The sequence below is a fragment of the Enterococcus florum genome (genome assembly GCF_004309355.1).
Taxonomy (GTDB): Bacteria; Bacillota; Bacilli; order Lactobacillales; family Enterococcaceae; genus Enterococcus_A; species Enterococcus_A florum.
Map to the genome: position 1 here is coordinate 1 of NZ_BJCC01000012.1, position 20715 is coordinate 20715.

General features: G+C 39.3%; 23 protein-coding genes and 2 pseudogenes. 22 read left to right on the top strand and 3 right to left on the bottom strand.

What is annotated here, in order from left to right:
- On the bottom strand, positions 1-213 hold a 213-nt coding region (locus NRIC_RS07140), incomplete at its 3' end, for a helix-turn-helix domain-containing protein (protein WP_146622013.1).
- Between the two features lie 122 nt (positions 214-335).
- Here NRIC_RS07140 and NRIC_RS07145 point away from each other — a divergent pair.
- The 7 genes from NRIC_RS07145 (at position 336) to NRIC_RS07175 (ending at position 7166) form a co-directional block, all read left to right on the top strand.
- A complete protein-coding gene (locus tag NRIC_RS07145) occupies positions 336-578 on the top strand; it encodes a hypothetical protein (protein ID WP_146622014.1) in 243 nt (80 codons plus the stop codon).
- Positions 579-628: 50 nt separating this feature from the next.
- Positions 629-1585 (top strand): carbohydrate ABC transporter permease, encoded by a 957-nt coding sequence (locus NRIC_RS07150; RefSeq protein ID WP_146622015.1) that lies wholly within the window; start codon positions 629-631, stop codon positions 1583-1585.
- On the top strand, positions 1582-2406 hold the full coding sequence (locus NRIC_RS07155) for a carbohydrate ABC transporter permease (protein WP_146622016.1): 825 nt from the start codon (positions 1582-1584) through the stop codon (positions 2404-2406). Before NRIC_RS07150 ends, NRIC_RS07155 begins: the two co-directional genes overlap by 4 nt.
- 13 nt (positions 2407-2419) lie before the next feature.
- Positions 2420-3517: a glycoside hydrolase family 172 protein gene (locus tag NRIC_RS07160; protein ID WP_146622017.1), complete on the top strand. Its 1098-nt coding sequence runs from the start codon at positions 2420-2422 to the stop codon at positions 3515-3517.
- Between the two features lie 29 nt (positions 3518-3546).
- Positions 3547-4815: an ABC transporter substrate-binding protein gene (locus NRIC_RS07165; RefSeq protein WP_146622018.1), complete on the top strand. Its 1269-nt coding sequence runs from the start codon at positions 3547-3549 to the stop codon at positions 4813-4815.
- 122 nt (positions 4816-4937) lie between these two features.
- Positions 4938-5957 (top strand): LacI family DNA-binding transcriptional regulator, encoded by a 1020-nt coding sequence (locus tag NRIC_RS07170; RefSeq protein ID WP_146622019.1) that lies wholly within the window; start codon positions 4938-4940, stop codon positions 5955-5957.
- 96 nt (positions 5958-6053) lie between these two features.
- Positions 6054-7166: an ABC transporter ATP-binding protein gene (locus NRIC_RS07175; protein WP_146622020.1), complete on the top strand. Its 1113-nt coding sequence runs from the start codon at positions 6054-6056 to the stop codon at positions 7164-7166.
- Between the two features lie 671 nt (positions 7167-7837).
- Here NRIC_RS07175 and NRIC_RS07180 read toward each other — a convergent pair.
- Positions 7838-8605, bottom strand: a complete 768-nt coding sequence (locus tag NRIC_RS07180; protein ID WP_146622021.1) for a DeoR/GlpR family DNA-binding transcription regulator — start codon at positions 8603-8605, stop codon at positions 7838-7840.
- A 253-nt stretch (positions 8606-8858) separates the two neighbouring features.
- On the opposite strand from NRIC_RS07180, the gene NRIC_RS07185 reads away from it, so the two are divergent.
- The 10 genes from NRIC_RS07185 (at position 8859) to NRIC_RS19515 (ending at position 16356) form a co-directional block, all read left to right on the top strand.
- The gene (locus NRIC_RS07185; RefSeq protein WP_146622022.1) at positions 8859-9278 is read left to right on the top strand and encodes a PTS sugar transporter subunit IIA; all 420 of its coding nucleotides are present in this window, start codon (positions 8859-8861) and stop codon (positions 9276-9278) included.
- Positions 9279-9325: 47 nt separating this feature from the next.
- Positions 9326-9796 (top strand): PTS sugar transporter subunit IIB, encoded by a 471-nt coding sequence (locus NRIC_RS07190; RefSeq protein WP_146622023.1) that lies wholly within the window; start codon positions 9326-9328, stop codon positions 9794-9796.
- A gap of 15 nt (positions 9797-9811) precedes the next feature.
- Positions 9812-10609 (top strand): PTS mannose/fructose/sorbose/N-acetylgalactosamine transporter subunit IIC, encoded by a 798-nt coding sequence (locus NRIC_RS07195; RefSeq protein WP_146622024.1) that lies wholly within the window; start codon positions 9812-9814, stop codon positions 10607-10609.
- The gene (locus NRIC_RS07200) at positions 10609-11418 is read left to right on the top strand and encodes a PTS system mannose/fructose/sorbose family transporter subunit IID (RefSeq protein ID WP_146622025.1); all 810 of its coding nucleotides are present in this window, start codon (positions 10609-10611) and stop codon (positions 11416-11418) included. Before NRIC_RS07195 ends, NRIC_RS07200 begins: the two co-directional genes overlap by 1 nt.
- A gap of 12 nt (positions 11419-11430) precedes the next feature.
- The gene (locus tag NRIC_RS07205; RefSeq protein WP_146622026.1) at positions 11431-12912 is read left to right on the top strand and encodes a sulfatase; all 1482 of its coding nucleotides are present in this window, start codon (positions 11431-11433) and stop codon (positions 12910-12912) included.
- Between the two features lie 16 nt (positions 12913-12928).
- Entirely contained in the window at positions 12929-13783 is an 855-nt protein-coding gene (murQ, locus tag NRIC_RS07210) for an N-acetylmuramic acid 6-phosphate etherase (protein ID WP_146622027.1), read from the top strand.
- A 16-nt stretch (positions 13784-13799) separates the two neighbouring features.
- On the top strand, positions 13800-14939 hold the full coding sequence (locus NRIC_RS07215; protein ID WP_146622028.1) for a radical SAM/SPASM domain-containing protein: 1140 nt from the start codon (positions 13800-13802) through the stop codon (positions 14937-14939).
- Between the two features lie 13 nt (positions 14940-14952).
- Complete coding sequence (locus NRIC_RS07220; protein ID WP_146622029.1) at positions 14953-15729, top strand: sulfite exporter TauE/SafE family protein; 777 nt, start codon at positions 14953-14955, stop codon at positions 15727-15729.
- 45 nt (positions 15730-15774) lie between these two features.
- On the top strand, positions 15775-15912 hold the full coding sequence (locus tag NRIC_RS19510; protein ID WP_227873757.1) for a DeoR family transcriptional regulator: 138 nt from the start codon (positions 15775-15777) through the stop codon (positions 15910-15912).
- Positions 15913-16077: 165 nt separating this feature from the next.
- Positions 16078-16356, top strand: coding sequence for a sugar phosphate isomerase family (locus NRIC_RS19515; RefSeq protein ID WP_265416101.1), 279 nt, complete (start codon positions 16078-16080; stop codon positions 16354-16356).
- 85 nt (positions 16357-16441) lie between these two features.
- On the opposite strand, the pseudogene NRIC_RS07230 reads toward NRIC_RS19515, so the two are convergent.
- Positions 16442-16625, bottom strand: a pseudogene (locus tag NRIC_RS07230) (PTS transporter subunit IIC); the annotation flags it as partial.
- Positions 16626-16765: 140 nt separating this feature from the next.
- Here NRIC_RS07230 and NRIC_RS07235 point away from each other — a divergent pair.
- From NRIC_RS07235 to lacD, 5 genes and pseudogenes are all read left to right on the top strand, one after another.
- Positions 16766-17311 (top strand): annotated as a pseudogene (locus tag NRIC_RS07235) (sugar phosphate isomerase family); the annotation flags it as partial.
- A gap of 20 nt (positions 17312-17331) precedes the next feature.
- Positions 17332-17760 (top strand): galactose-6-phosphate isomerase subunit LacA, encoded by a 429-nt coding sequence (gene lacA / locus NRIC_RS07240; RefSeq protein WP_146622030.1) that lies wholly within the window; start codon positions 17332-17334, stop codon positions 17758-17760.
- Between the two features lie 24 nt (positions 17761-17784).
- Positions 17785-18300: a galactose-6-phosphate isomerase subunit LacB gene (lacB, locus tag NRIC_RS07245; RefSeq protein ID WP_146622031.1), complete on the top strand. Its 516-nt coding sequence runs from the start codon at positions 17785-17787 to the stop codon at positions 18298-18300.
- A 12-nt stretch (positions 18301-18312) separates the two neighbouring features.
- Positions 18313-19242 (top strand): tagatose-6-phosphate kinase, encoded by a 930-nt coding sequence (lacC, locus tag NRIC_RS07250; RefSeq protein ID WP_146622032.1) that lies wholly within the window; start codon positions 18313-18315, stop codon positions 19240-19242.
- A gap of 475 nt (positions 19243-19717) precedes the next feature.
- Positions 19718-20713 carry a tagatose-bisphosphate aldolase gene (lacD, locus tag NRIC_RS07255; protein ID WP_146622033.1) on the top strand — a complete coding sequence of 332 codons (996 nt, stop codon included), beginning with the start codon at positions 19718-19720 and terminating at the stop codon, positions 20711-20713.
- Positions 20714-20715: the final 2 nt, after the last annotated feature.

Below are 20715 nucleotides of genomic sequence, written 5' to 3' on the forward strand. Positions count from 1 at the left end.
CAGCTTCAATTCTTTCGAATACTTTTTATTCTTATTCGTGGCAATCAGACCAGTGGGCCCTTCATTTTCATATAAAGCACACCACCTTCTGACTGTGTTCACGTTAACTTGGGCTTCTTTAGCTGCACTAGTTAAACTGATTTCCTGTCTAAGATAACTCTCAACAATCTTTATGCGCTCTTCTGCACTGAGCTTCATCCTTCTTTTTCCCATAACAAATACCCCTATCTAGGATTTAATTATTTCCTTGTCCTAGATAGGGGTAGCATAGCAAATTTGTAAAATGGCTGTTCTTAAATAAAGATCCGAAAAATAGTATTGAATGGAATACGGAAGTGAAATTTTCTTATTCTCCTAGAAAATCGGTGATCAAGGAAGCTGAAGCAATTTATCAAAAAGGTCTGCGTGCCGAGTTTACAAATGAGATCTACGGAACAGAACGTCCAGAACTTTCAATGGATCCTAAAGTTGCGGATATTATTGGAGATATGATCCAACAAGCACTCTATAATACAACACCAGAAGAAGCAGCTAAAGAGGCTGACAGTAAACTAAAGGACTATTTCGAAAACGAGTAAATGATATAAGTTGGGGCTGATTTTTCAGCCCCAATAGTAAGGAGGATCGTATGTTAAAGATGGGCACAAAAGAAGAACAAAAAAGTTCGGCAACGATCAAAAAGAAGACGCTAAACAAGAATTTTGGTGAGGCAATAACTGCCTACTTAATGTTATTACCCGATATTATCGGCTTGGCTGTCTTCGTTTTTATTCCAATGCTATATGCAATCTATGTGAGTTTTCATCAATGGAATGGTTTAACACCGATGGAGTTTATTGGGCTAGATAATTATAAACGCTTGTTAGGTGATAAAGATTTTCTGAATTCATTAAAAGTCACGTTCACCTATGCCATTATTTATATTCCTAGTGTTTATTGTATTTCGTTAGGATTAGCACTGGTGACTACCAGCCTTAAAGGAAAATTAGAGGTTTTTGCTCGAATGGCCTACTTTATTCCATATTCTATTTCAACAGTTGTTGCTGCTTTAGTTTGGACATTTATGTACTCGCCTAAAAGAGGGTATTTCAATGAGATATTAAAACTATTTGGAATTCCGAATCAGAGTTTTTTAGCAGATAAAAACCAAGCTTTATTGAGTGTTGTAGCCGTCAGTGTTTGGTTGATCGTCGGATACAATATGGTGATTTTTATATCTGCTTTGAAAGATGTTCCAAAAACTTATTATGAAGCAGCCGAAATGGATGGTGCAAATGCAATCCAAAAATTCTTTAATGTGACCTTACCGCAAATAAAAAATACGACTGTTTTTATTCTGATCGTAACGACAATCGGTTCTTTCCAAGTGTTTGATCAGATCAAAATTATGACAAATGGTGGCCCAGCGAAAGCAACGGAGGTTACGGTTTTCAGAATTTACGATCAAGCATTTACGATGTATGACTTTGGCTACTCCTCAACAATGGCTGTCGCACTATTTATGTTGATCATGGGTCTATCATATTTTCAATTTAGATCAATGGGAGCTACGGAACCAAAAGCGAAACGAGGGAAGAAAGCATGAAGAGAAGCAGAAAAAAACAATGGATCATCAATATCTGTGCAGTAGCGTTGGCTTTGTTATTTCTATTTCCAATCTACGTAATGGTTCTAAGTTCATTCAAACCGAATAACGAAATCTTTAATATGTCGCTGATTCCTGATTTTAGTACGCTTACCTTAGACAATTTTCGGCAGGTAATGGCGAATGGATCTTTCTTTCAAAGCATGCTGAATTCCTTCATCATTGCGGCAACGATCACTATTGCTGCACTGTTATTCCATTCGATGGCAGGCTTTGCCTTGGCTAAGCTAAAATTCCCTGGAAAACGGTTCGTCTTTGGTTGGTTCATGAGCACTATGATGATTCCTTTTGCAGTAATCATGATCCCGCTCTTTTCGATTGTTAAAGGAATGGGCTTGTTAAATACACTTTGGGCGGTAATTCTGCCATTACTTCCGAATGCGTACGGAATCTTTTTATACCGGCAATTTTTCATGGATATACCGGATTCATTACTGGAAGCAGCAAGGATCGATGGATTATCAAATTTTCAGATTTTCTGGAAAATCTATCGTCCATTATCAACACCGATCACGATCACATTAGGAATAACCTTTTTTGTCACCAACTGGAATACCTACTTGTGGCCTTTGATCGTTACTCAACGGCAAGATCTGTGGGTCGTTCAAGTGGCCATGGCAAACTTTAAGCAAGAACATACAACCGCTTGGAATCTGATATTGGCTGGAGCAGTGATTGCTGCACTACCAACGGTCATTTTATTTTTCTTATTCCAAAATTATATTAAGGACGGTATTAAAACTGCCGGCATGAAAGAGTAGAGGAGAATAGTATATGTTAGGAAGTTCGTTAAGAGACATCTGCAAAGAAAGAACAGGCAAACGAAAAAGAGCATCTAGTTATGACGTTACAGGAGGAAATCGTGATTTCTTAAAGATCTATTCAGGTGATAGGAAAACAATTGCGACGATTAATGGATCTGGCTGTGTTACGCACATTTGGATGACTATGGCACCACTAGAAGACGGTGCGATGGAAGACTATTTGTATCGCAAAGTGATCATTCGTATGTTTTGGGACAATGAAGAAAAGCCTAGTGTAGAAGTTCCTATCGGAGATTTTTTTGGGATGGGACACGGGATAACTAAAAATTATTCGTCAGCACCCTTCCAAATGGGACCGGAGAGTGGCCAAGCATTGAATTGTGTTCTGCCGATGCCTTTTGCCGAAGGCGCACGATTTGAAATAGAATCACAGGCAACAAATCCAATCAAATTTTATTACTACATCGATCATGAATTGTATGAAGAATCTCCAGATACTTCTCTGCGTTTTCATGCGACTTGGCATCGAGAATTGACTCAAGGAATCAATAGTGATGATGTATCGAATGCATTCTTTGAGTTTGGTGGGAAAAATACGGATGGAAAAAATAATTATGTTTTATTAGAAGCTGAAGGAAAAGGACATTACATCGGCTGTAATTTGAATATCCATAATTTACGTTACACCAATGAGTGGAATTGGTATGGCGAAGGTGACGATATGATCTTTATCGACGGTGCTGAATGGCCTCCAACCATACACGGTACTGGAATGGAAGATTATTTTAATACTGCTTGGTGTCCAACAGAAGAATATCAAAGTCCTTATTTTGGTTTGCTTCTTGGAGGAGATCCAAATTGGGCAGGAAAAATCTCAACTTATCGCTATCACATTGAAGATCCGATCATGTTTGATGAATCCATCAAAGTTACGATTGAACATGGACATAACAATCATCGTAGTGATGACTATAGTAGTACAGCATATTGGTACCAGACAGAACCGCATAAAGAATTTCAACCGCTAATAAGTATGAAAGAACGTTTACCGTTGCCTGATATAAAAGCTGCTACAGCAGAGGAAACCGAAGAGTTTTTCAATTATTAAGCCTGTATAAAAGATAAGGAGCTCATTGAATGAAGAAATTATTGTTAGGTTGTTTAATTTTTATCGGATTGTCTGGTCTTGGTGGTTGTGGAAAAAATAATAAAGTCGCAGAAAGTGATGAAAAAATAAAATTAGAGTTTTGGAATTTTTGGTCAAAGGATGGTGGTGAAGACAAGTTCTTCAAAGCGCGTATCAAAGATTTTGAAAAGAAAAATCCGAATGTAAAAATTACACAAAGCAATATCCCTGTAGACGATTACATGGGCACTAAATTAGCGACCGCTTTTACTTCGGGAACAGGTCCAGATATTTTTGTCGCTAGTCCTGGAACGATCGGTAATTTTATTAACGCAGGAATCCCTTATCCAATGGAAGATTATTTTTCTGATGAAGTAAGAAAGGATTACTCTAAGGCATCACTTGAAGCAGTAACAGATAAAGACGGACATATTCTTGCAGTGCCGACTGAACAAGACTTGGTAGCACTGTTCTATGATAAAGATCTATTAGCCGAAAAAAATATTACGCCACCTGAAACTTGGAATGAGATGGTCGATGCGGCTAAACAGTTAACCACCGATAAACGTGCTGGTATTACCTTTGAAGTCACTAAAGGAGCTTTTCAGAATTTCTTGCTGATGCCATTTCTTTGGCAACAAAATTCGAATTTTATTGTTGACGGCAAAGCAAATTTGGATTCTCCTGAAGTAATCAAAGTATTAAAATTATGGAAAACAATGATCGATAATGGTAGTGCGAACCTCAAACCTTCAAGAGGAGCAGGAGATGTAGGGATTCTAGGAGATGATGAAACAGCTCTGTGGATTGGTGGTACAGTAGGTATCCGAGCTTTGAATGATGAGTTTAAGGATCGGAATATTGGTGTAGTGCCACTTCCAAAACCAGATAAAAGTGCAAAAGACGTTACTGTTGCTGGTGGCTGGAGTTTTGTTGTCAATTCAAAAAGCGAGCATCCAAAAGAAGCAGCCAAATTTGTTCAATCAATGTTCTTGGATAAAGACGGCAAGAATAGCACCAAATGGAATACGGAAGCTAAGTTCTCTTACTCACCAAGAAAAAGTGTAGTTGAAGGAGCACCAAAAGCTTACCAACAAAATTTAGCAAAGGAAGTTACCGATCAGATTTACGGAACAGAAGTCCCTGAACTGACTATGTCTCCTGAAGAGAGTGATATCATTGGAGACATGATACAAAATGCTCTGTTTTCAACGACGCCTGAAAAAGCTGCAACGGATGCCCAGAAAAAAATGGAGATTCTACTGCAATCTGAAAAATAGCGAGTAATCTGAGATAATTGGTGTGAATAATATAGTAAGCACTGAAGGATATTTATTTCTATAATTTAAAATGTTAAGATTATCGAGAAAAAGAATCGTGATTACGAAAAGAAGGAAAGAATATGCCTAAAGAGGAAATGAACTTAAAAAGAGTAACTATTAAGGACGTAGCAAAACATGCTAACGTTTCTACAGCAACGGTTTCAAGAGTAGTGAATGGGATTGGAACAGTGACTGACGACAACAGAAAAAAAGTTCAAGAGTCTATTAAAGAATTAAATTATTTTTCAAATACGCTTGCTTCAAATTTGAAGAAAAATAGTAGCAATGTTGTTGGAATAGTTATCCCCACATTTACTAATGAATTCTTTATGCAAGTAATCAAAGGGATAGAAGATCATTTCAGACATTCTGAATACGTCTTTTATATCGCGAGTTCAGATGACAAGCCGGAAAAAGAACGAGCAATTCTTAAAAAATTACTAGAAAGTAACGCAGAAGCAGTTGTGTTATCTACGATCGGCGGAAATGATCAATTCATCGAGGAATTAAGACAGCTTAACATGTATATTATCAGCGTGGATAGGTATATCGAGAATAAGGATCCGATGGATTATATTTGTGAAAACAATCAAGAATCTGCGTATCAATTGACAAAAGAGTTTCTTAAAGAGAAGCCTTCTAATGAAATTGTTGTGCTAGGTGGTCATGAAGAGCTTTCAATCGGTCAAGAAAGGTTACTTGGAACAAAACAAGCACTCAAAGAAGAAGAAATCCTATTCCATTACATTGACGGACAGTATAGCGAAGAAACGGCGAAGCAGGTTTTCCTGACGATTAGAGAGGATTTTCCATTAGGATGTGGAATTATTTCACTGAATAATACGATGGTTGCAGGGTTAATCAGTGCTATGTACGAAGAATTATCCGAAGAAGAGATGAGTAAATATCCGATAGCCTCTTATGGAGAAATAGTTTTTCAATCAATATTCTCAAAAAATATTCCTATTCATATCCGTCAACGACCGTATGAGATTGGTAAAGCTGTCGCTGATCTTTTGGAAAAAAAGATTTCTGCGACAAATTCCACCCCGCAAACATACGAAATAAAAAGCAGTTTGGAAAAAGCGACTCTTAAATAATAGCGTAATAGCGGTTAAGTATTTAGCCGCTTCATTTGAACAACAATCGGAAAACGGTTTCTTTTTCTGATTACTAATGAAAGACGAGGGAGAGACATGGTCGAAGTAGCATTAAAAGGGATTCATAAAAAGTATGCAAATAACGAGAATTACTCTGTTACTGATTTTAATTTGGATATTGCAGATCGAGAGTTTATCGTTTTTGTAGGACCGTCTGGATGCGGAAAATCGACAACCTTAAGGATGGTTGCTGGATTAGAAGACATTTCAGAAGGGGAATTACAGATTGGTGGGCAGATCATGAATGATGTCGCGCCGAAAGATCGAGATATTGCGATGGTGTTCCAAAACTACGCATTGTATCCTCATATGACCGTTTTTGATAATATGGCATTTGGTTTAAAGTTAAGAAAATTTGAAAAAGAAGAAATAAAGCAAAGAGTTGAGAACGCTGCATCAATCTTAGGATTAACTGAATATCTTAATAGAAAACCAGCCGCGCTTTCTGGAGGACAGAGACAACGTGTTGCGTTGGGCCGAGCGATCGTTAGAGATGCCCGAGTCTTTCTGATGGATGAGCCATTGTCCAACTTAGATGCAAAATTACGTGTAGCGATGCGTGCGGAAATTGCGAAATTACATCAACGTTTAAATACTACGACAATATATGTGACACATGATCAAACGGAAGCAATGACGATGGCTGACCGAATAGTTATTATGAAAGATGGATTTATTCAACAAATCGGCACGCCTCAAGAAGTCTACAATACACCGAGAAATGTATTCGTGGCAGGGTTTATCGGTTCTCCAGCGATGAATTTCTTTAATGTTGTATTAAACAATGGCCGTATCACGAATAGCTACGGATTGAACCTTGCAGTACCTGAAGGGAAAAATAAGGTTTTGGTTGAGCAAGGATATGAAGAAAAAGAACTGATTTTTGGAATTCGTCCAGAAGATATTCATACAGAACAAATAGTTTTAGAGTCGACTCCTGATGCAACAGTTAGAGCTGAAGTTGTGGTCTCTGAACTATTAGGGGCTGAAACAATGCTCTACACCCGAATAGGTGATAATGAGTTCATTTCTAGAGTAGATGCTCGAGACTTTCATGAGCCGGGTAAATTTATTGATTTAGCCTTTAATATAAGTAAAGGGCATTTTTTTGACAGCGAAAGCCACGAAGTTGTCTCGTTTTTTAAATAATTCGAAATGATAGCTAAAGAAGCGGACTTTGTGGATTACTCCATCAAGTCCGCTTCTTGTTTATTCTGAAAACTTCAAACATAAAAGACTTGATAATAAGTAATCTAACTGGTGCTCTTTGAAAACATTCATTGCCAATTAATAAAGTTTAGCAATCGTTGCTTATCCAACTTGATAAATAACGAACGTTAGGTACGTTTTTATGTCTTTGAAAATGTTTAATTGAGAAAATTTTGGGAGAAAATTTTATAATTCATTTTTATAGAAAAGCAAACACTCCACCAAATTTAAAAAATAGCCTTTTTTGAAATTTAGCGGTTACTTTTTTCCTTATTTTGATGTTTCAGTCGTTGTACAACATATCTCAGAGCATTATAAGGTAGCTGAATTAGTTGGAGTTCCACCTTAACGAGTTCAGCTTCATAGTGTTTTATCAGTCAGTCTCATGGCTTCTTTTAGATATCCATGTTTGTGTATCGTGAAAAGGCTGATGCCGTGAGAATTCATAATTATGAATTTAGCCCAAAGAATGAAAAAATCACTGTTACTATCCGGTTTTATTTACTATGAATAAAAAATGTATTAAAAACAGAAACAGTCTAAATACTAACAGCCGAACAACCCTTCCATTATATTGGGTGTCCGGCCTATTCTGCTGGATATAGCTGGAATTAGCTTTCCTGTGAAAACTCAAAATGAACAAGCTCCTGATACTTTTCGATTGTTTCTTGGTCTAATGAATGATTCGTGATGAAAGTGTCACCCTTTTGCAAAGTATAAAAATCAAACAACGCATTTTGTTTAAATTTAAATTTATCAGCAACTATATAGCGTTCCTGTGAATTATTGAGCGCTTTATTTTGCAATTCACCACCATCGATATTGAAGGTGGTCACTGAAAAATCATGCACACCATTAATACCGATGAATGCCTTAGTGAACTGCAATTTGGAGATCATATCAGAAGAAAGAGCACCACTAAAGGAATTTGAGCGTTTATCAAATTTGCCGCCGATTGAAATCACATCGTAATCATTATCGCTATCAACTAACTTTTTAAAGACAGAGTAACTTGAAGTTACTATTTGAACATTGGGAACGGTAATATAATCAACGATTAGCTCGATCGTTGTTCCGGGACCTAAAAAAACAATGTCATTTGAAAGAATTTTTTTGGCTGCCAATTTTGCGACTTGTTTTTTTTCTGAAAGGTGGATCTCTTTGTTTTCGGTATAGCTCATATGATTATTCGCAATAAAATCTACACTGGTGGCACCGCCATGAGTTCGAACCAACAAGCCTTCTTTATCCAAGTTATCCAAGTCTCTTCGAACAGTCATCACCGATACATTCAATTCTTTTACCAGTTCAGTTACAGAAATGCTTCCTTTTTTATTGACAAGAGAAAGGATGAAATGCATTCTATCACTCTTTAGCATAGTGTTCCTCCTTATTCTTTTACTATTTATTCAATTCTCAAATCCTGAAATATTTGTTTGTTAAAAAGACTTAGAAGTCTAGTTCTCCTTCTATAGTTAATTTAACATGAAAAAAATGATCTAACAAGCTAAAAGCACAAAAAAGAACATTTTGATTCAAAAAGAATCAAAATAGTGTTGACAAGCAAAATATAAAGCGGTATCATTTGCACAAAGCTAACAAAAGAGAACAAAAGGAACAGGAGGGAACAAAATGCGTTATATTTTAGCGAGCCACGGTCCGTTTGCGAAAGCAGCACTAGCGAGTGCAGAAATGATCGTTGGTGGTCAAGAAAATGCAGATGCTTTAGAAGTCAGTTTTGATACGACATTAGACGGGATGAAAGGAGAAATTATAGAAGTTATTGAAAAAAATGCAGAAGAAGAGTACATCATTTTTTGCGATATATTAGGCGGAACCCCATTTAATGCCAGCATTAAAGTTTTGCATGAATTTTCAAATCTTTCAATTGTTACAGGATTTAATCTTCCTATGTTAATTGAACTGTTCATGTCACCGTTAGAAACGAAAGAGCAATTATTGGAAAAAGTTCGAGAAATATATCCGGAAAGTTTGAGTATTTTTGATAAGTCGATGCTGGAAAAAGAAGAAGAGGAAGCCTACGAATTATAAAGAGCCTTTTATTATTGAAACTACTACGATTGTGAGGAGAAAAAAAGATGGCTATTGAATTAGTAAGAATTGATGACCGCTTGATTCACGGTCAAGTTGCGACAACTTGGACAAGAAACTATGATATCGAACAAATTTTGATTATCGATGATAAAACAAAAAATGATCCGGTGCAGGCTTCCGTCGCTAACTTTGCGGTTCCGGCAGGCGTCAAAGTAATTATCTTCGGCGTTTCCCAATTTGCAGAAGTCATGAAGAAAACTGAAATCAAAAAGCGCACCATGCTCTTATTTACAAATCCTATAGATATTCTTCAATTGGTTAAAGAAGGGTTGGAAATTTCTGAAGTAAACGCTGGTGGTATGCGCTTCAGAGATGGCAGAAATCGTTTGTCTAAAGCAATCTCAGTTACTGAAGAAGAGGATCAGGCATTTAGAGGGTTGATGGAGAAAAACATTCATATAAATGTCCAAATGGTACCAAAAGATCCACGTGTTGACTATAAAACATTGATCTAAAGAGGAGGGGAAGGAATGTTAGTAACATCCTTATTAGTTGCTTGTTGGGCAGGTTTTTGTGCTTTAGACCAATTTGGACCCCATTTGGGTTTTAGAAAACCGCTTTTAGCAGGTGTTGTCGTTGGTTTGATCTTAGGAGAACCAACAGAAGGGCTGATCATTGCTGGAACACTTGAATTGATGTGGTTGGGGACAAATAATGTGGGTGCTTATCAGCCACCAGATGTTATCTCAGGGGCGGTTGTAGGAACGGCGATCGGAATTTTGTCTGGCGGTGGGGAAGCCGCGGGTGTTGCGGTAGCGATCCCGGTTGCTTTGTTGGTTCAACAATTAAGTATGATCATCATGACCTTCAACGTTACATTAGTCCATCGTGCAGACAAAATTATTCAAAGCGGTGAATTCGGACAAATTGATAAACTTCAATATCTGGGAGGGTTCTTCTTTTTCCTAAGTCGGGCAGTACCTGTGTTCATCGCAGTTTATCTTGGAGCGCCTGCAATTGAAGCTGTTTTAGCGGCTGTTCCAGAATTCATTTTAACTGGATTGACCATTGCATCGAAAGTAATCCCGGCCGTTGGTTTGGCTATGCTGCTGTCTATGATGATGAAAAAGAACATGTGGATCTTTTTACTTTTAGGATTTTCCTTAGCGACATTCCTACAGCTGCCAACCATTGCGGTAGCGATGTTTGCCTTGTGTGCGGCCGCTCTATACGACATCTTAATGAATCGTGCTGGTGGGGTAAAAGGTAGTGCCGCCGATAGTTCGACGGTTACGGTAGCCGATGATGAAGGGAGCTTTGATCTGTAATGGAAAGTACAATCACTAAAAAAGATTTAAACAAAGTATTTTGGCGGTCGCAATTGATTCAGTTTTCACACAATTATGAACGGATGCAGAGTCTGGGAACGTTGTATTCGATCACACCAGTTTTAAAAAGACTGTATAAAGACCGTCCTGTGGAAGAAAGAATTGAAGCGCAACAGCGCCATCTAGAATTTTTCAACAGTCATCCCGTACTGGTTCCCTTTATCTTGGGAATCACGATTGCCTTGGAAGAGAGTACTGATGAAGATGAAAAAGAATCTGTGATCGCTGTGAAAACCAGTTTGATGGGGCCGTTGGCCGGTTTAGGCGATAGTTTACTGAACTTTACCTGGTTTCCAATCGCCGGCAGTATTGGGGCTTCCTTTGCGGTAGATGGTAACTTTTTGGGACCGATCTTGATGTTTGTCATGATTAATGTGCTCTATTTTCCGTTGAAATATTATGGTGTTCACATGGGGTATACCAAAGGAAGGGATTTGCTGACTTCTGAAAATGGCAAGAAGCTGTTAGACCGGATTAGTACTTCAGCCAATGTTCTAGGGGTAATGGTCACAGGTGCCTTGATCGCTTCAACGGTAAATATTACGTTAGGCATGCAATACGGCAAAGGCGATACAGCGATCAAAGTTCAGGAAATGTTAGACAAAGTTATGCCTAACATGCTGCCGATGTTGATGACAATCCTATGCTTGTATCTATTGAAGAAATGGAATGGCAAACATGTGGTTGCGATGATCTTTGTTATCATTTTTATCGCGATAGCCTTATCTGCATTTGGAATCTTGGTATAAGGAAGGGAAAAGATGCGTACAATTTTAGTTTTAATGGATACGTTACGAAAAGATTATTTATCTGCCTATAATCCAACAACCAATGTTCAGACGCCTAACCTGGATGCTTTTGCGAAGGATTCGCTGACTTTTGACAATCATTATATTGGATCAACGCCGTGCATGCCTGCACGGCGGGATTTAATGACCGGTCGATTAAACTTTTTGGAACGTTCTTGGGGCCCAATAGAACCTTTTGATATCACGTTACCAAAAGTATTGGCGGAGCAATCCGTATTTTCGCATCTAACAACAGATCATACCCACTACTTTAGATTGGGTGGAGAAGGTTATATCAATCAATTTGATACTTGGGATTTTCAACGCGGGCAAGAGGGCGATCCATGGCATTCGATCATGCGTGACCCTGAGTGGATGCCGGAACAGTATCATGGTCGTTTGCGTAAGCAATACCAAGCCAATCGAGAGTTATGGTGCGATGACGAAGATGCCTATCCAACACCGCGAACGTTTGCTTCGGCGTGTGATTGGTTAACAACGAACAAAGGTGAACAGGATTTCTTTTTACAAGTAGAGGTTTTTGACCCTCACGAACCCTTTGATGTTCCGAAAAAGTATATGGATCTCTATCAAAAAGATTACGCGGGTCCCTTTTTCGAAACACCGGTGTATGGAAAAGTCGATGTTCCTGAAGAGGCTGAAGAGTATGTTCGAAATCGTTATTCGGCGCTGGTTACGATGACGGATGTGCATTTTGGCCGGCTGATCGACAAATTGAAGGCGTTGGATATGTATGAGGATACTCAGATCATCGTTACCTCCGATCATGGGTATTTCTTGGGTGATCGCGAATTATTTGGGAAAAACTATATGCACAACTTTAATGAATTGGCGGCGATTCCGTTGTTTGTTAAACATCCCCAGCGAAAAAAGGCAGGAAAAAGAACGAGTGAATTAACACAAAATATCGATGTGATGCCGACGGTTTTGGATACCTTTGGAATCGCGGTGCCCGCTGAAGTTCAAGGAGTTTCGTGGCAGCCGATTTTTGAGGAAGAACCAAGAAACAAACCCTTTGCGCTTTATGGGGCTCATGGTATCACGGTCAATATCACGGATGGAAAGTACACGTATTTCCGATCACCGAATGAACAAAATCAACCGCTATTTGAATATGCAGGGATTCCTACAACGATCCGTCATTATCTTGGAGAAGCAGATCCTGCAAGTATTCAAACGGGGCGCTTTTTAACGAGAACGGATTATCCTGTTTTCAAAGTACCAATCAAACGAGCAGCGATTTTAGACGGCCTGCCGGATGTTTCTGAATACACCAAGGATAGTTTGCTGTTTGATCTCGAACAGGATCCTTATCAACAGAGTCCGATTCATAATGCTGAGCTGGAAGAAAAGTATAAGACTTTTTTGAAGGAGCAATTGGTAATATTGGAAGCGCCGAAGGAACAACTGGAAAGACTTTCACTGAATAACTAGAAAGAGTGGTGTTCAAATGAAAGAGAAGTTTGTTGAGCAAATGGACATAAAAGAGCTCTTGAAGAAAATCAACACAGCGGATAAAGAAATTGCGTTTGTTGTAGAAAAGGAAATTGAGGCGATTGAAAAAGCCGTCGAGTTAGCCTATCAAAAGTTTCTACAAGGCGGGCGAATCATCTATTGCGGCGCTGGCAGTTCTGGGCGAATCGCTGCGATGGATGCGTTGGAAATGACCCCTACCTATGGAATTGATCCTACTCGCTATTTCTGTTTGTTAGCAGGCGGGAAGGAAGCAATGTTTCAAGTAGTTGAGCAAGCAGAGGATTCAGAAGAACAGGCTTGTCTGGCGTTAAAAAATGTTCAATTGAATGATTCCGATGTTGTCGTAGCCATTGCGGCTAGTGGAAAAACGCCCTATTGTCTTGCGGCGTTAACTTATGCAAAAGAAGTTGGAGCTTCTACCATCAGTCTATCTTGTGTTGAAATGAGTAAGTTGAAGACAATCGCTGAAACCGCGATTGATCTTCCGGTTGGAAAAGAAATCGTCAGTGGTTCGACACGAATGAAGGCGGGTACAGCGCAAAAGCTAGTGTTGAATATGTTCTCAACTGCACTGATGGTTCGTTTGGGAAAAGTTTTTGAGGATTCGATGATCTATGTCCAGCCGACCAATAAAAAGTTGGTTCAGCGCACGATCGATATTTTAAAAAGTACAACCACTTTATCAGACGAAGCGTCTGAAGAGCTGCTGAAAAAAGTCCAGTACGATCTCCCGACAGCTATTTTAATGGAACGGCAGGGTCTTTCTCAGAAAAAGGCAAAGGCAATTCTTGATCAACAGAACGGAAATTTATCAAAGATTTTAAATTAGATTGGAGCGTTCAACCGTGAAGCACATTTCTATCCTAATCAAACCAGCATCAGCACAATGCAATATTCGTTGCAAATACTGCTTTTATGCTGACATTAGTTCACTAAGAGATGTTCGTTCTTATGGAAAGATGAAGAATGAAACAACCGAAAAAATGATTGCCAATATTTACTTAGATTTGGCAGACGGAGATGAGCTGACACTTGCCTTTCAAGGGGGAGAGCCGACGCTAGCCGGACTTGCCTATTTTGAGAGACTTGTGAAGCTGGTTGAGCAACAATCAAAAAGAGTCACAGTTCATTATGCAATCCAAACAAACGGCATGGTGATCAATGAACGCTGGTGCAGATTTTTGAAGCGTCATGATTTTTTGGTCGGGCTGTCCATTGACGGCAGTTCGACCTATCATGATTTGAACCGACTGGATACTAAAGGACGCGGTACCTATCACCGCGTGTTAATAACCAAAAAACTGTTTGATGAGTTTCAAATTGATTACAACGTTTTGTGTGTCTTGACGAATCAATTAGCGAAAGAAGCGAAGAAGGTTTTTCGCTTTTTGCAAGACCAGCAAATTCATTTTGTTCAACTTATCCCTTGTTTAGATGAGTTGCATGCCGATGAAAAAAGCAGTTATGTGCTGAGCCCTCAGCGTTTTGCCTCGTTCTATCAGCAGCTTTTTAAGCTATGGCTCAAGGAACTTGAAAACGGAAAATACATAAGTATCAAATTGTTTGATGATTTGGTCTATCTGTTTGCTAATAAGCAGGTGAATGCTTGTGGGCTGATCGGAAATTGCCAGATTCAATATGTGATTGAGGCAGATGGTAGTGTTTATCCTTGTGATTTCTACGTTTTGGATGAGTATCGAATGGGTTTCATTCAAGATAAAGGTTTAAAAGAACTATTCCAGCAGACAATCACCAGAGATTTTTTATGTGAAAAGCCAAAAATCTCAAGTCTTTGTTTGAATTGCCCATTTAAACATTATTGTGGCGGCGGATGCAAGCGAATGAAAGATGTAATTTACGTGGATGAACAGTATGAATTCTGTGGCTATCAAATGCTACTTAACACACTCGTTCCAAAATTACCAGCAATTATTGATAGTCTTGAGCAATTTAAACATCAGCAACGACTAATAAAAAAAGGTTAGAGGGAGAAATTTTGTGATTGGGCTTGTTTACTTTTTGGTAATCGTATCTGCAAATACGATTGGTGCGATCTCAGGTATGGGCGGTGGCGTATTAATTAAACCGATTTTTGATGTTATCGGGGCGCATTCATTGGCCGCTATTTCTTTTTATTCTTCTATGGCAGTTTTCACGATGTCGATCGTGTCGACGCTACGGCAAGTGAGAAATAAAGTTTCAATTCATTGGAACAAGGCATTGTTGATTTCTGTTGGCTCGATGTCTGGCGGTGCTTTGGGGAACCTGGCTTTTGAATGGATATTACAGTTCTCAAATGAACGAACTACACAAATGCTTCAGATTATCCTGACCATTCTAACTTTGCTATTTGCACTTTTTTATTCGAAAAAAGAAAACTTCAGCTTCTGCTGTCAATTCTCTTTAATCTATGTACTGGTGGGGTTGGTTCTCGGTTTTTTAGCTAGCCTGTTAGGCATTGGCGGCGGACCGATCAATGTGGCGATGCTGATGTTGTTTTTCGGTATGCCGATCAAAGAGGCAACGGTTTACTCAATCATCACGATCTTCTTCTCACAAGCTTCAAAGCTAATGCTCATATTTTTCACGGCTAGTTATCAGCGATTTGATTTAGCGATGCTGCTATTTGTGATCCCCGCAGCTATTTTTGGAGGCTGGTTTGGGGCAAAAATGAGTGGCATCCTTCCATCTAGAAAAGTAAGCATCGTTTATCAAGCGGTCATTTTTCTTGTCTTGTTGATTAATTGTTTTAATGGATTCAGGCTTTTCTTTTAACAATGCTGTATTTTAACGAATACGAGAGAGAAACGAGAATTAAAGATGTTAAAAGCAGACAGATTTCAGAAATTATTAACATTGCTGAAGGCTAATGTTACCATTCGCAGTACCGAAATCATGGAGAAAATCCCTGTTTCCAACATGACGGTTCGTCGTGACCTAGATAAACGAGAGCGGTAGGAATTGTTAGAACGAATCCACGGTGGGGAGAAGCTGCAAAATCTTTGTCGCCGAACGGAGCTTTCCCATTTTTCTTGGTATAGGAACGACAATAGAACTCATTGTACCGTATATGGACGTTGATTTTTAAGAATCGTAAAAAACTGTCAACTGATCTTTGAACAATTGAACAAGCATAAGAAAAATTGGAAAATCTATTTACTTGATGGAAAGTTTTGGAAAATGACTCAAAGCTTTGTTAGCGAGATTACGAATAAATCGCTGGAAAACGGGAATTTCCATAAAGCTTTTAGTTGTAATGCAATAAGCGAACAAAAAATGATGACTGCAAGCTTTAAAGAGGACCAGACGCAGCAAATTGCACTAAATTATTCTATTCAACGTTTTCTACTGATCGATCATTCGAAGATTGGCAAGCAAGGTTTTCTGCTTATTATAATCTGACTGATTTGACAGCTGTTATTACAGACGAGGTATGAGAAATTATTGCAGATCCGCTCAGGCCTGCTGGAAATGCACCTACTGCTTAGACTGTTTGAGTAGCGAATGGTGCGATTAATGTTACTACCATAAGAATAATGACAATTCGATCACACCAGTCACGACCATGCGAATCAATTTACCATGAGTGACAACGAGCAATGCAGCGTAAAACCCATAGCGATGATTCCACCGAGCGGCAACAATTTGTTTCCAGGTAAAATGATTGCTTCTGTGTCCTCTAGTTTGAAAAACGAACATAAGTTTTCTTTGTCGATTAAATTAATGAAAGCCATGATATCAGCTGGCATTCCCGCTTGCCCCTCGCCATTCTCATGCAAGATCATGAAAAGAAAACGGACGGAGCTTTGATCGCTTAAAGAAGCTGCATACCAAAGAGAAGGAATATGTAGCCAAAAATGCAGCGGCACACATTACAAAAGAAGATGGTATGATCTTTCTTGGATTTGGCACCACGATTGAACTGATGACGCGATACATTGAGCCTTCCTCGTCACGGTTCGTGACCAACAGTCTTACGGGTTTCAACCTATTAAGTGAGCCAAAACGATCTGAGTTCTATTTAATCGACGGACTCTATCGTGAAAAGACGGGCGCTTTTGTTGGTTCAATCGCGAATGAGACAGTGCAGAAAATCGGTATCAAGAAGGCTTTTGTCGGTGTCAACGGTCTAAAGGGCATCGAGGTCTTAAATTTCAGTATTGAAGAAGGCACTTTGCAGAAGAACGTCTTAGACAACGTAGCTGAAAAATATTTGGTTTCTGTTGCAAATAAATTTGACCGTAGTGACTTTTATACGTTCTACGATCTGCGCAAGATCGATGCACTATTTACGGATTCTACTCTTTCAGCCGAACTGAGGAGTTATTATCAGCAATACACCAAGATCATTCAGTAATTTATTAGGAGGAAACTAAAATGCGTGTAGTAATTGGTTCAGACAGTGATGGCATGAGATTAAAGGAATTGATCAAGGCAGACTTGATCGATAGAGGATTTACAGTAGTAGATAAAAGTGAAACGGCTTCAGAGGATTTTGTGGAATCAACTTTGGCAATCGCCAATGATTTGAATGAAAACGAAGGCAGCTTAGGGATTGCGGTTGACGGTTATGGCGCTGGTAGTTTTATCACAGCAGTTAAGGTCAAAGGAATGGTAGCAGCAGAAGTTTCCGATGAACGTAGTGCTTACATGACCCGCGAACACAACAATTCTCGTATGATCACCCTTGGTTCAAAAATCGTCGGTGATGAATTGGCGCTGAACATCGTTAGAGAATTTCTGCAAGCGAACTACAATGGCGGGCGTCATCAAGTTCGGGTCGATATGTTAAATAAAATGGCCTAAGAAAATCGAGAGAGGACGAATAGAATGAAAATCGCAATCGGCTGTGACCATATTGTCACAGATACCAAAATGGCAGTATCAGATTTCTTAAAATCAAAAGGACACGAAGTATTGGATATGGGGACTTATGATTTTACCCGCACGCATTATCCAATCTATGGAAAAAAAGTTGGTGAAGCAGTCACTAGCGGCGAAGCAGACTTAGGGGTTTGTTTGTGCGGTACTGGCGTTGGGATCAATAACGCCGTTAATAAAGTTCCTAGCATCCGCAGTGCATTGGTTCGGGACATGACCACTGCTATTTATGCCAAAGAGGAATTAAATGCCAATGTGATCGGTTTCGGAGCTCGAATTACAGGTGAATTTTTGATTTGCGACATTATCGACGCGTTCATTAAAGCGGAGTACCAAGAAACAGAAGAAAATAAAAAATTGATCGCAAAAATCGATCATGTTGAAAAAGCCAGTGCTGACCAGTCCGATCCGCATTTCTTCGATGAATTTATCGAAAAATGGGACCGTGGCGAATACCATGATTAAGAGGGACAGCCGATGATTTTAACAATTACCATGAATCCTTCGATCGACATTTCTTATCCATTGGAAACATTCAAGCTAGATACCGTGAATCGAGTAAAAGAAGTTCGCAAGACGGCTGGTGGCAAAGGATTGAATGTCACTCGCATCTTAAAGCAGCTAGATGCTGAGGTGATTGCCAGCGGTTTGATCGGTGGATTTTTAGGCGAAGAAATCAAAAAGGATTTGGATCAAACTAGGATCGCTCATGATTTTCTGCCAATCAGCGGAGAGACCCGCAATTGTATCGCTATTTTACACGAAGGGCAGCAAACAGAGATTTTGGAAAGCGGCCCGGTTATCTCCGAAGAAGAAGCCTCAGCTTTCTTAGAACACTTCGGAAAATTAGCAGCTAAGGCGGATATTATTTCTTTCTCAGGCAGTTTGCCGGAAGGATTGCCGATTGATTTTTATAGTCAAATGCTGCAAGTTTGTCAGCCCAAACCAGTTGTTTTAGATTGTTCCGGTGCAGCTTTAACAGCGGTACTTAAAGAGGATGTTAAGCCTAAGTTGATCAAACCAAACACCGAAGAGCTAGCTGGATTATTGGGTCGAAGCGTTTTGAACGATGTGGAGGAACTAAAGGCGGTTTTATCTGAACCAATGTTTACAGGCATCGAATGGATCGTGGTTTCAATGGGCGGTGATGGGGCTTTTGCCAAGCATTTCGATAAATTTTATCGGGTGACCATCCCGAAAATCGAGGTCGTCAATCCAGTGGGCTCTGGAGATGCAACCGTGGCTGGACTTACTGCCGCCATCGAAGCAGGTCTATCCGATGAGGCGGTATTGAAACAGGGAAATGTCTTAGGGATGCTAAACGCGCAAGAAGCAACAACAGGGCACGTTAATTTAGCCAATTACCAAATACTATTCGATCAAATCAACATAGAGGAAATAGGATGACAGTTCCGCTTTTGGCAGTGTTTGTAGGAGAAAGAGTATTTAACTAAATTCGTTACTACAAAAAGGAAATAAGTTTAGCGGAATGATATACGTGGTGAGAATAAAATTCATTTTTCGGTTTTAGAAAAATGATTACATTAATACGAAGTAGGATGACAGTTCCGCTTTTAGCAGTGTTTGTAGGAGAAAGAGTATTTAACTGAATTTGTTACGACAAAAAGGGAAAAAGCTTAGCGGAATGATATACGTGATGAGAATAAAACTCATTTTTCGGTTTTAGAAAAATGATTACATTAATACGAAGTAGGATGACAGTTCCGCTTTTAGCAGTGTTTGTAAGAGAAAGAGTATTTAACTGAATTCGTTACTACAAAAAGGAAATAAGTTTAGCGGAATGATATACGTGGTGAGAATAAAACTCATTTTTCGTTTTTTGAAAAATGATTACATTAACACGAAGTAGGAGGAACTGGAAATGAACGAAGAAAAACGTCAATTTATCAAACAACTGTGTAATGAAGATGGAGTAATCGGAGCATTAGCCATCGACCAACGTGGTGCGTTAAAAAAAATGATCACGAAATTCAAAGGCAGCGATGCTGAAGAATCAGAAATCATTGAATTTAAGGAAATTGTCTCTTCTCAATTAACTAACTATGCCTCATCAATTTTATTGGACCCAGAATACGGGTTGCCAGCTGCGGACGCGAGAGCTGAAAATGCTGGTTTGTTATTAGCTTATGAAAAAACGGGCTATGATGCGTCGACTCCCGGACGATTGCCTGATTTATTATCGATCTGGTCAGTCAAACGGTTGAAGGAAGCGGGAGCTGATGCCTGCAAGTTCTTACTTTATTATGATGTCGATGAAACAGAAGAAATCAATAATCAGAAACATGCCTTCATCGAACGGATTGGTTCAGAATGTCAGGCGGAAAATCTGCCCTTCTTCCTTGAATTGGTTTCTTATGATGCGGGTATTTCCGACGCGACCTCGAAAGAATATGCAATCAAAAAACCGCATAAAGTGATCGAAATGATGAAGGAATTTTCTGATCCCCGTTATGGTGTTGATGTATTGAAGGTAGAAGTACCTGTCAACATGAATTTTGTCGAAGGCTATGCAACAGGCGAAGTGGTTCATACGAAAGCCGAAGCCGCTAATTTCTTCAAGGAGCAAGCTGAAGCTACTAATTTACCATTTATTTTCTTGAGCGCTGGGGTGAAAGCTGAGCTGTTCCAAGAAACTTTGCGCTTTGCCAAAAACGCTGGCTCCACTTTCAATGGTGTACTTTGTGGCCGGGCGACCTGGGCAGACGGAGTAGAAAGTTATATCGCTGACGGCAAGGACGCCGCAATTGAATGGATGAATACGCAAGGTCGTAAAAATATTGAAAAATTAAACGCTGTGTTAAAGGAAACAGCTACTCCGGTAGAGGTATTAGAAGCGACCTTTATATTAGGAAAATGAAC

Excerpts from the sequence above, each read along its gene's own strand:
- NRIC_RS07190 (WP_146622023.1), top strand. The coding sequence starts at position 9,326 with ATGGCTATTGAATTAGTAAGAATTGATGACCGCTTGATTCACGGTCAA.
- NRIC_RS19510 (WP_227873757.1), top strand. The coding sequence starts at position 15,775 with ATGTTAAAAGCAGACAGATTTCAGAAATTATTAACATTGCTGAAGGCT.
- NRIC_RS07180 (WP_146622021.1), bottom strand. The coding sequence starts at position 8,605 with ATGCTAAAGAGTGATAGAATGCATTTCATCCTTTCTCTTGTCAATAAA.
- NRIC_RS07170 (WP_146622019.1), top strand. The coding sequence starts at position 4,938 with ATGCCTAAAGAGGAAATGAACTTAAAAAGAGTAACTATTAAGGACGTA.
- lacD (WP_146622033.1), top strand. The coding sequence starts at position 19,718 with ATGAACGAAGAAAAACGTCAATTTATCAAACAACTGTGTAATGAAGAT.
- NRIC_RS07150 (WP_146622015.1), top strand. The coding sequence starts at position 629 with ATGTTAAAGATGGGCACAAAAGAAGAACAAAAAAGTTCGGCAACGATC.
- murQ (WP_146622027.1), top strand. The coding sequence starts at position 12,929 with ATGAAAGAGAAGTTTGTTGAGCAAATGGACATAAAAGAGCTCTTGAAG.
- NRIC_RS07195 (WP_146622024.1), top strand. The coding sequence starts at position 9,812 with ATGTTAGTAACATCCTTATTAGTTGCTTGTTGGGCAGGTTTTTGTGCT.
- NRIC_RS07175 (WP_146622020.1), top strand. The coding sequence starts at position 6,054 with ATGGTCGAAGTAGCATTAAAAGGGATTCATAAAAAGTATGCAAATAAC.
- NRIC_RS07205 (WP_146622026.1), top strand. The coding sequence starts at position 11,431 with ATGCGTACAATTTTAGTTTTAATGGATACGTTACGAAAAGATTATTTA.
- NRIC_RS07185 (WP_146622022.1), top strand. The coding sequence starts at position 8,859 with ATGCGTTATATTTTAGCGAGCCACGGTCCGTTTGCGAAAGCAGCACTA.
- NRIC_RS07155 (WP_146622016.1), top strand. The coding sequence starts at position 1,582 with ATGAAGAGAAGCAGAAAAAAACAATGGATCATCAATATCTGTGCAGTA.
- NRIC_RS07200 (WP_146622025.1), top strand. The coding sequence starts at position 10,609 with ATGGAAAGTACAATCACTAAAAAAGATTTAAACAAAGTATTTTGGCGG.
- lacB (WP_146622031.1), top strand. The coding sequence starts at position 17,785 with ATGAAAATCGCAATCGGCTGTGACCATATTGTCACAGATACCAAAATG.
- NRIC_RS07160 (WP_146622017.1), top strand. The coding sequence starts at position 2,420 with ATGTTAGGAAGTTCGTTAAGAGACATCTGCAAAGAAAGAACAGGCAAA.
- lacC (WP_146622032.1), top strand. The coding sequence starts at position 18,313 with ATGATTTTAACAATTACCATGAATCCTTCGATCGACATTTCTTATCCA.
- lacA (WP_146622030.1), top strand. The coding sequence starts at position 17,332 with ATGCGTGTAGTAATTGGTTCAGACAGTGATGGCATGAGATTAAAGGAA.
- NRIC_RS07165 (WP_146622018.1), top strand. The coding sequence starts at position 3,547 with ATGAAGAAATTATTGTTAGGTTGTTTAATTTTTATCGGATTGTCTGGT.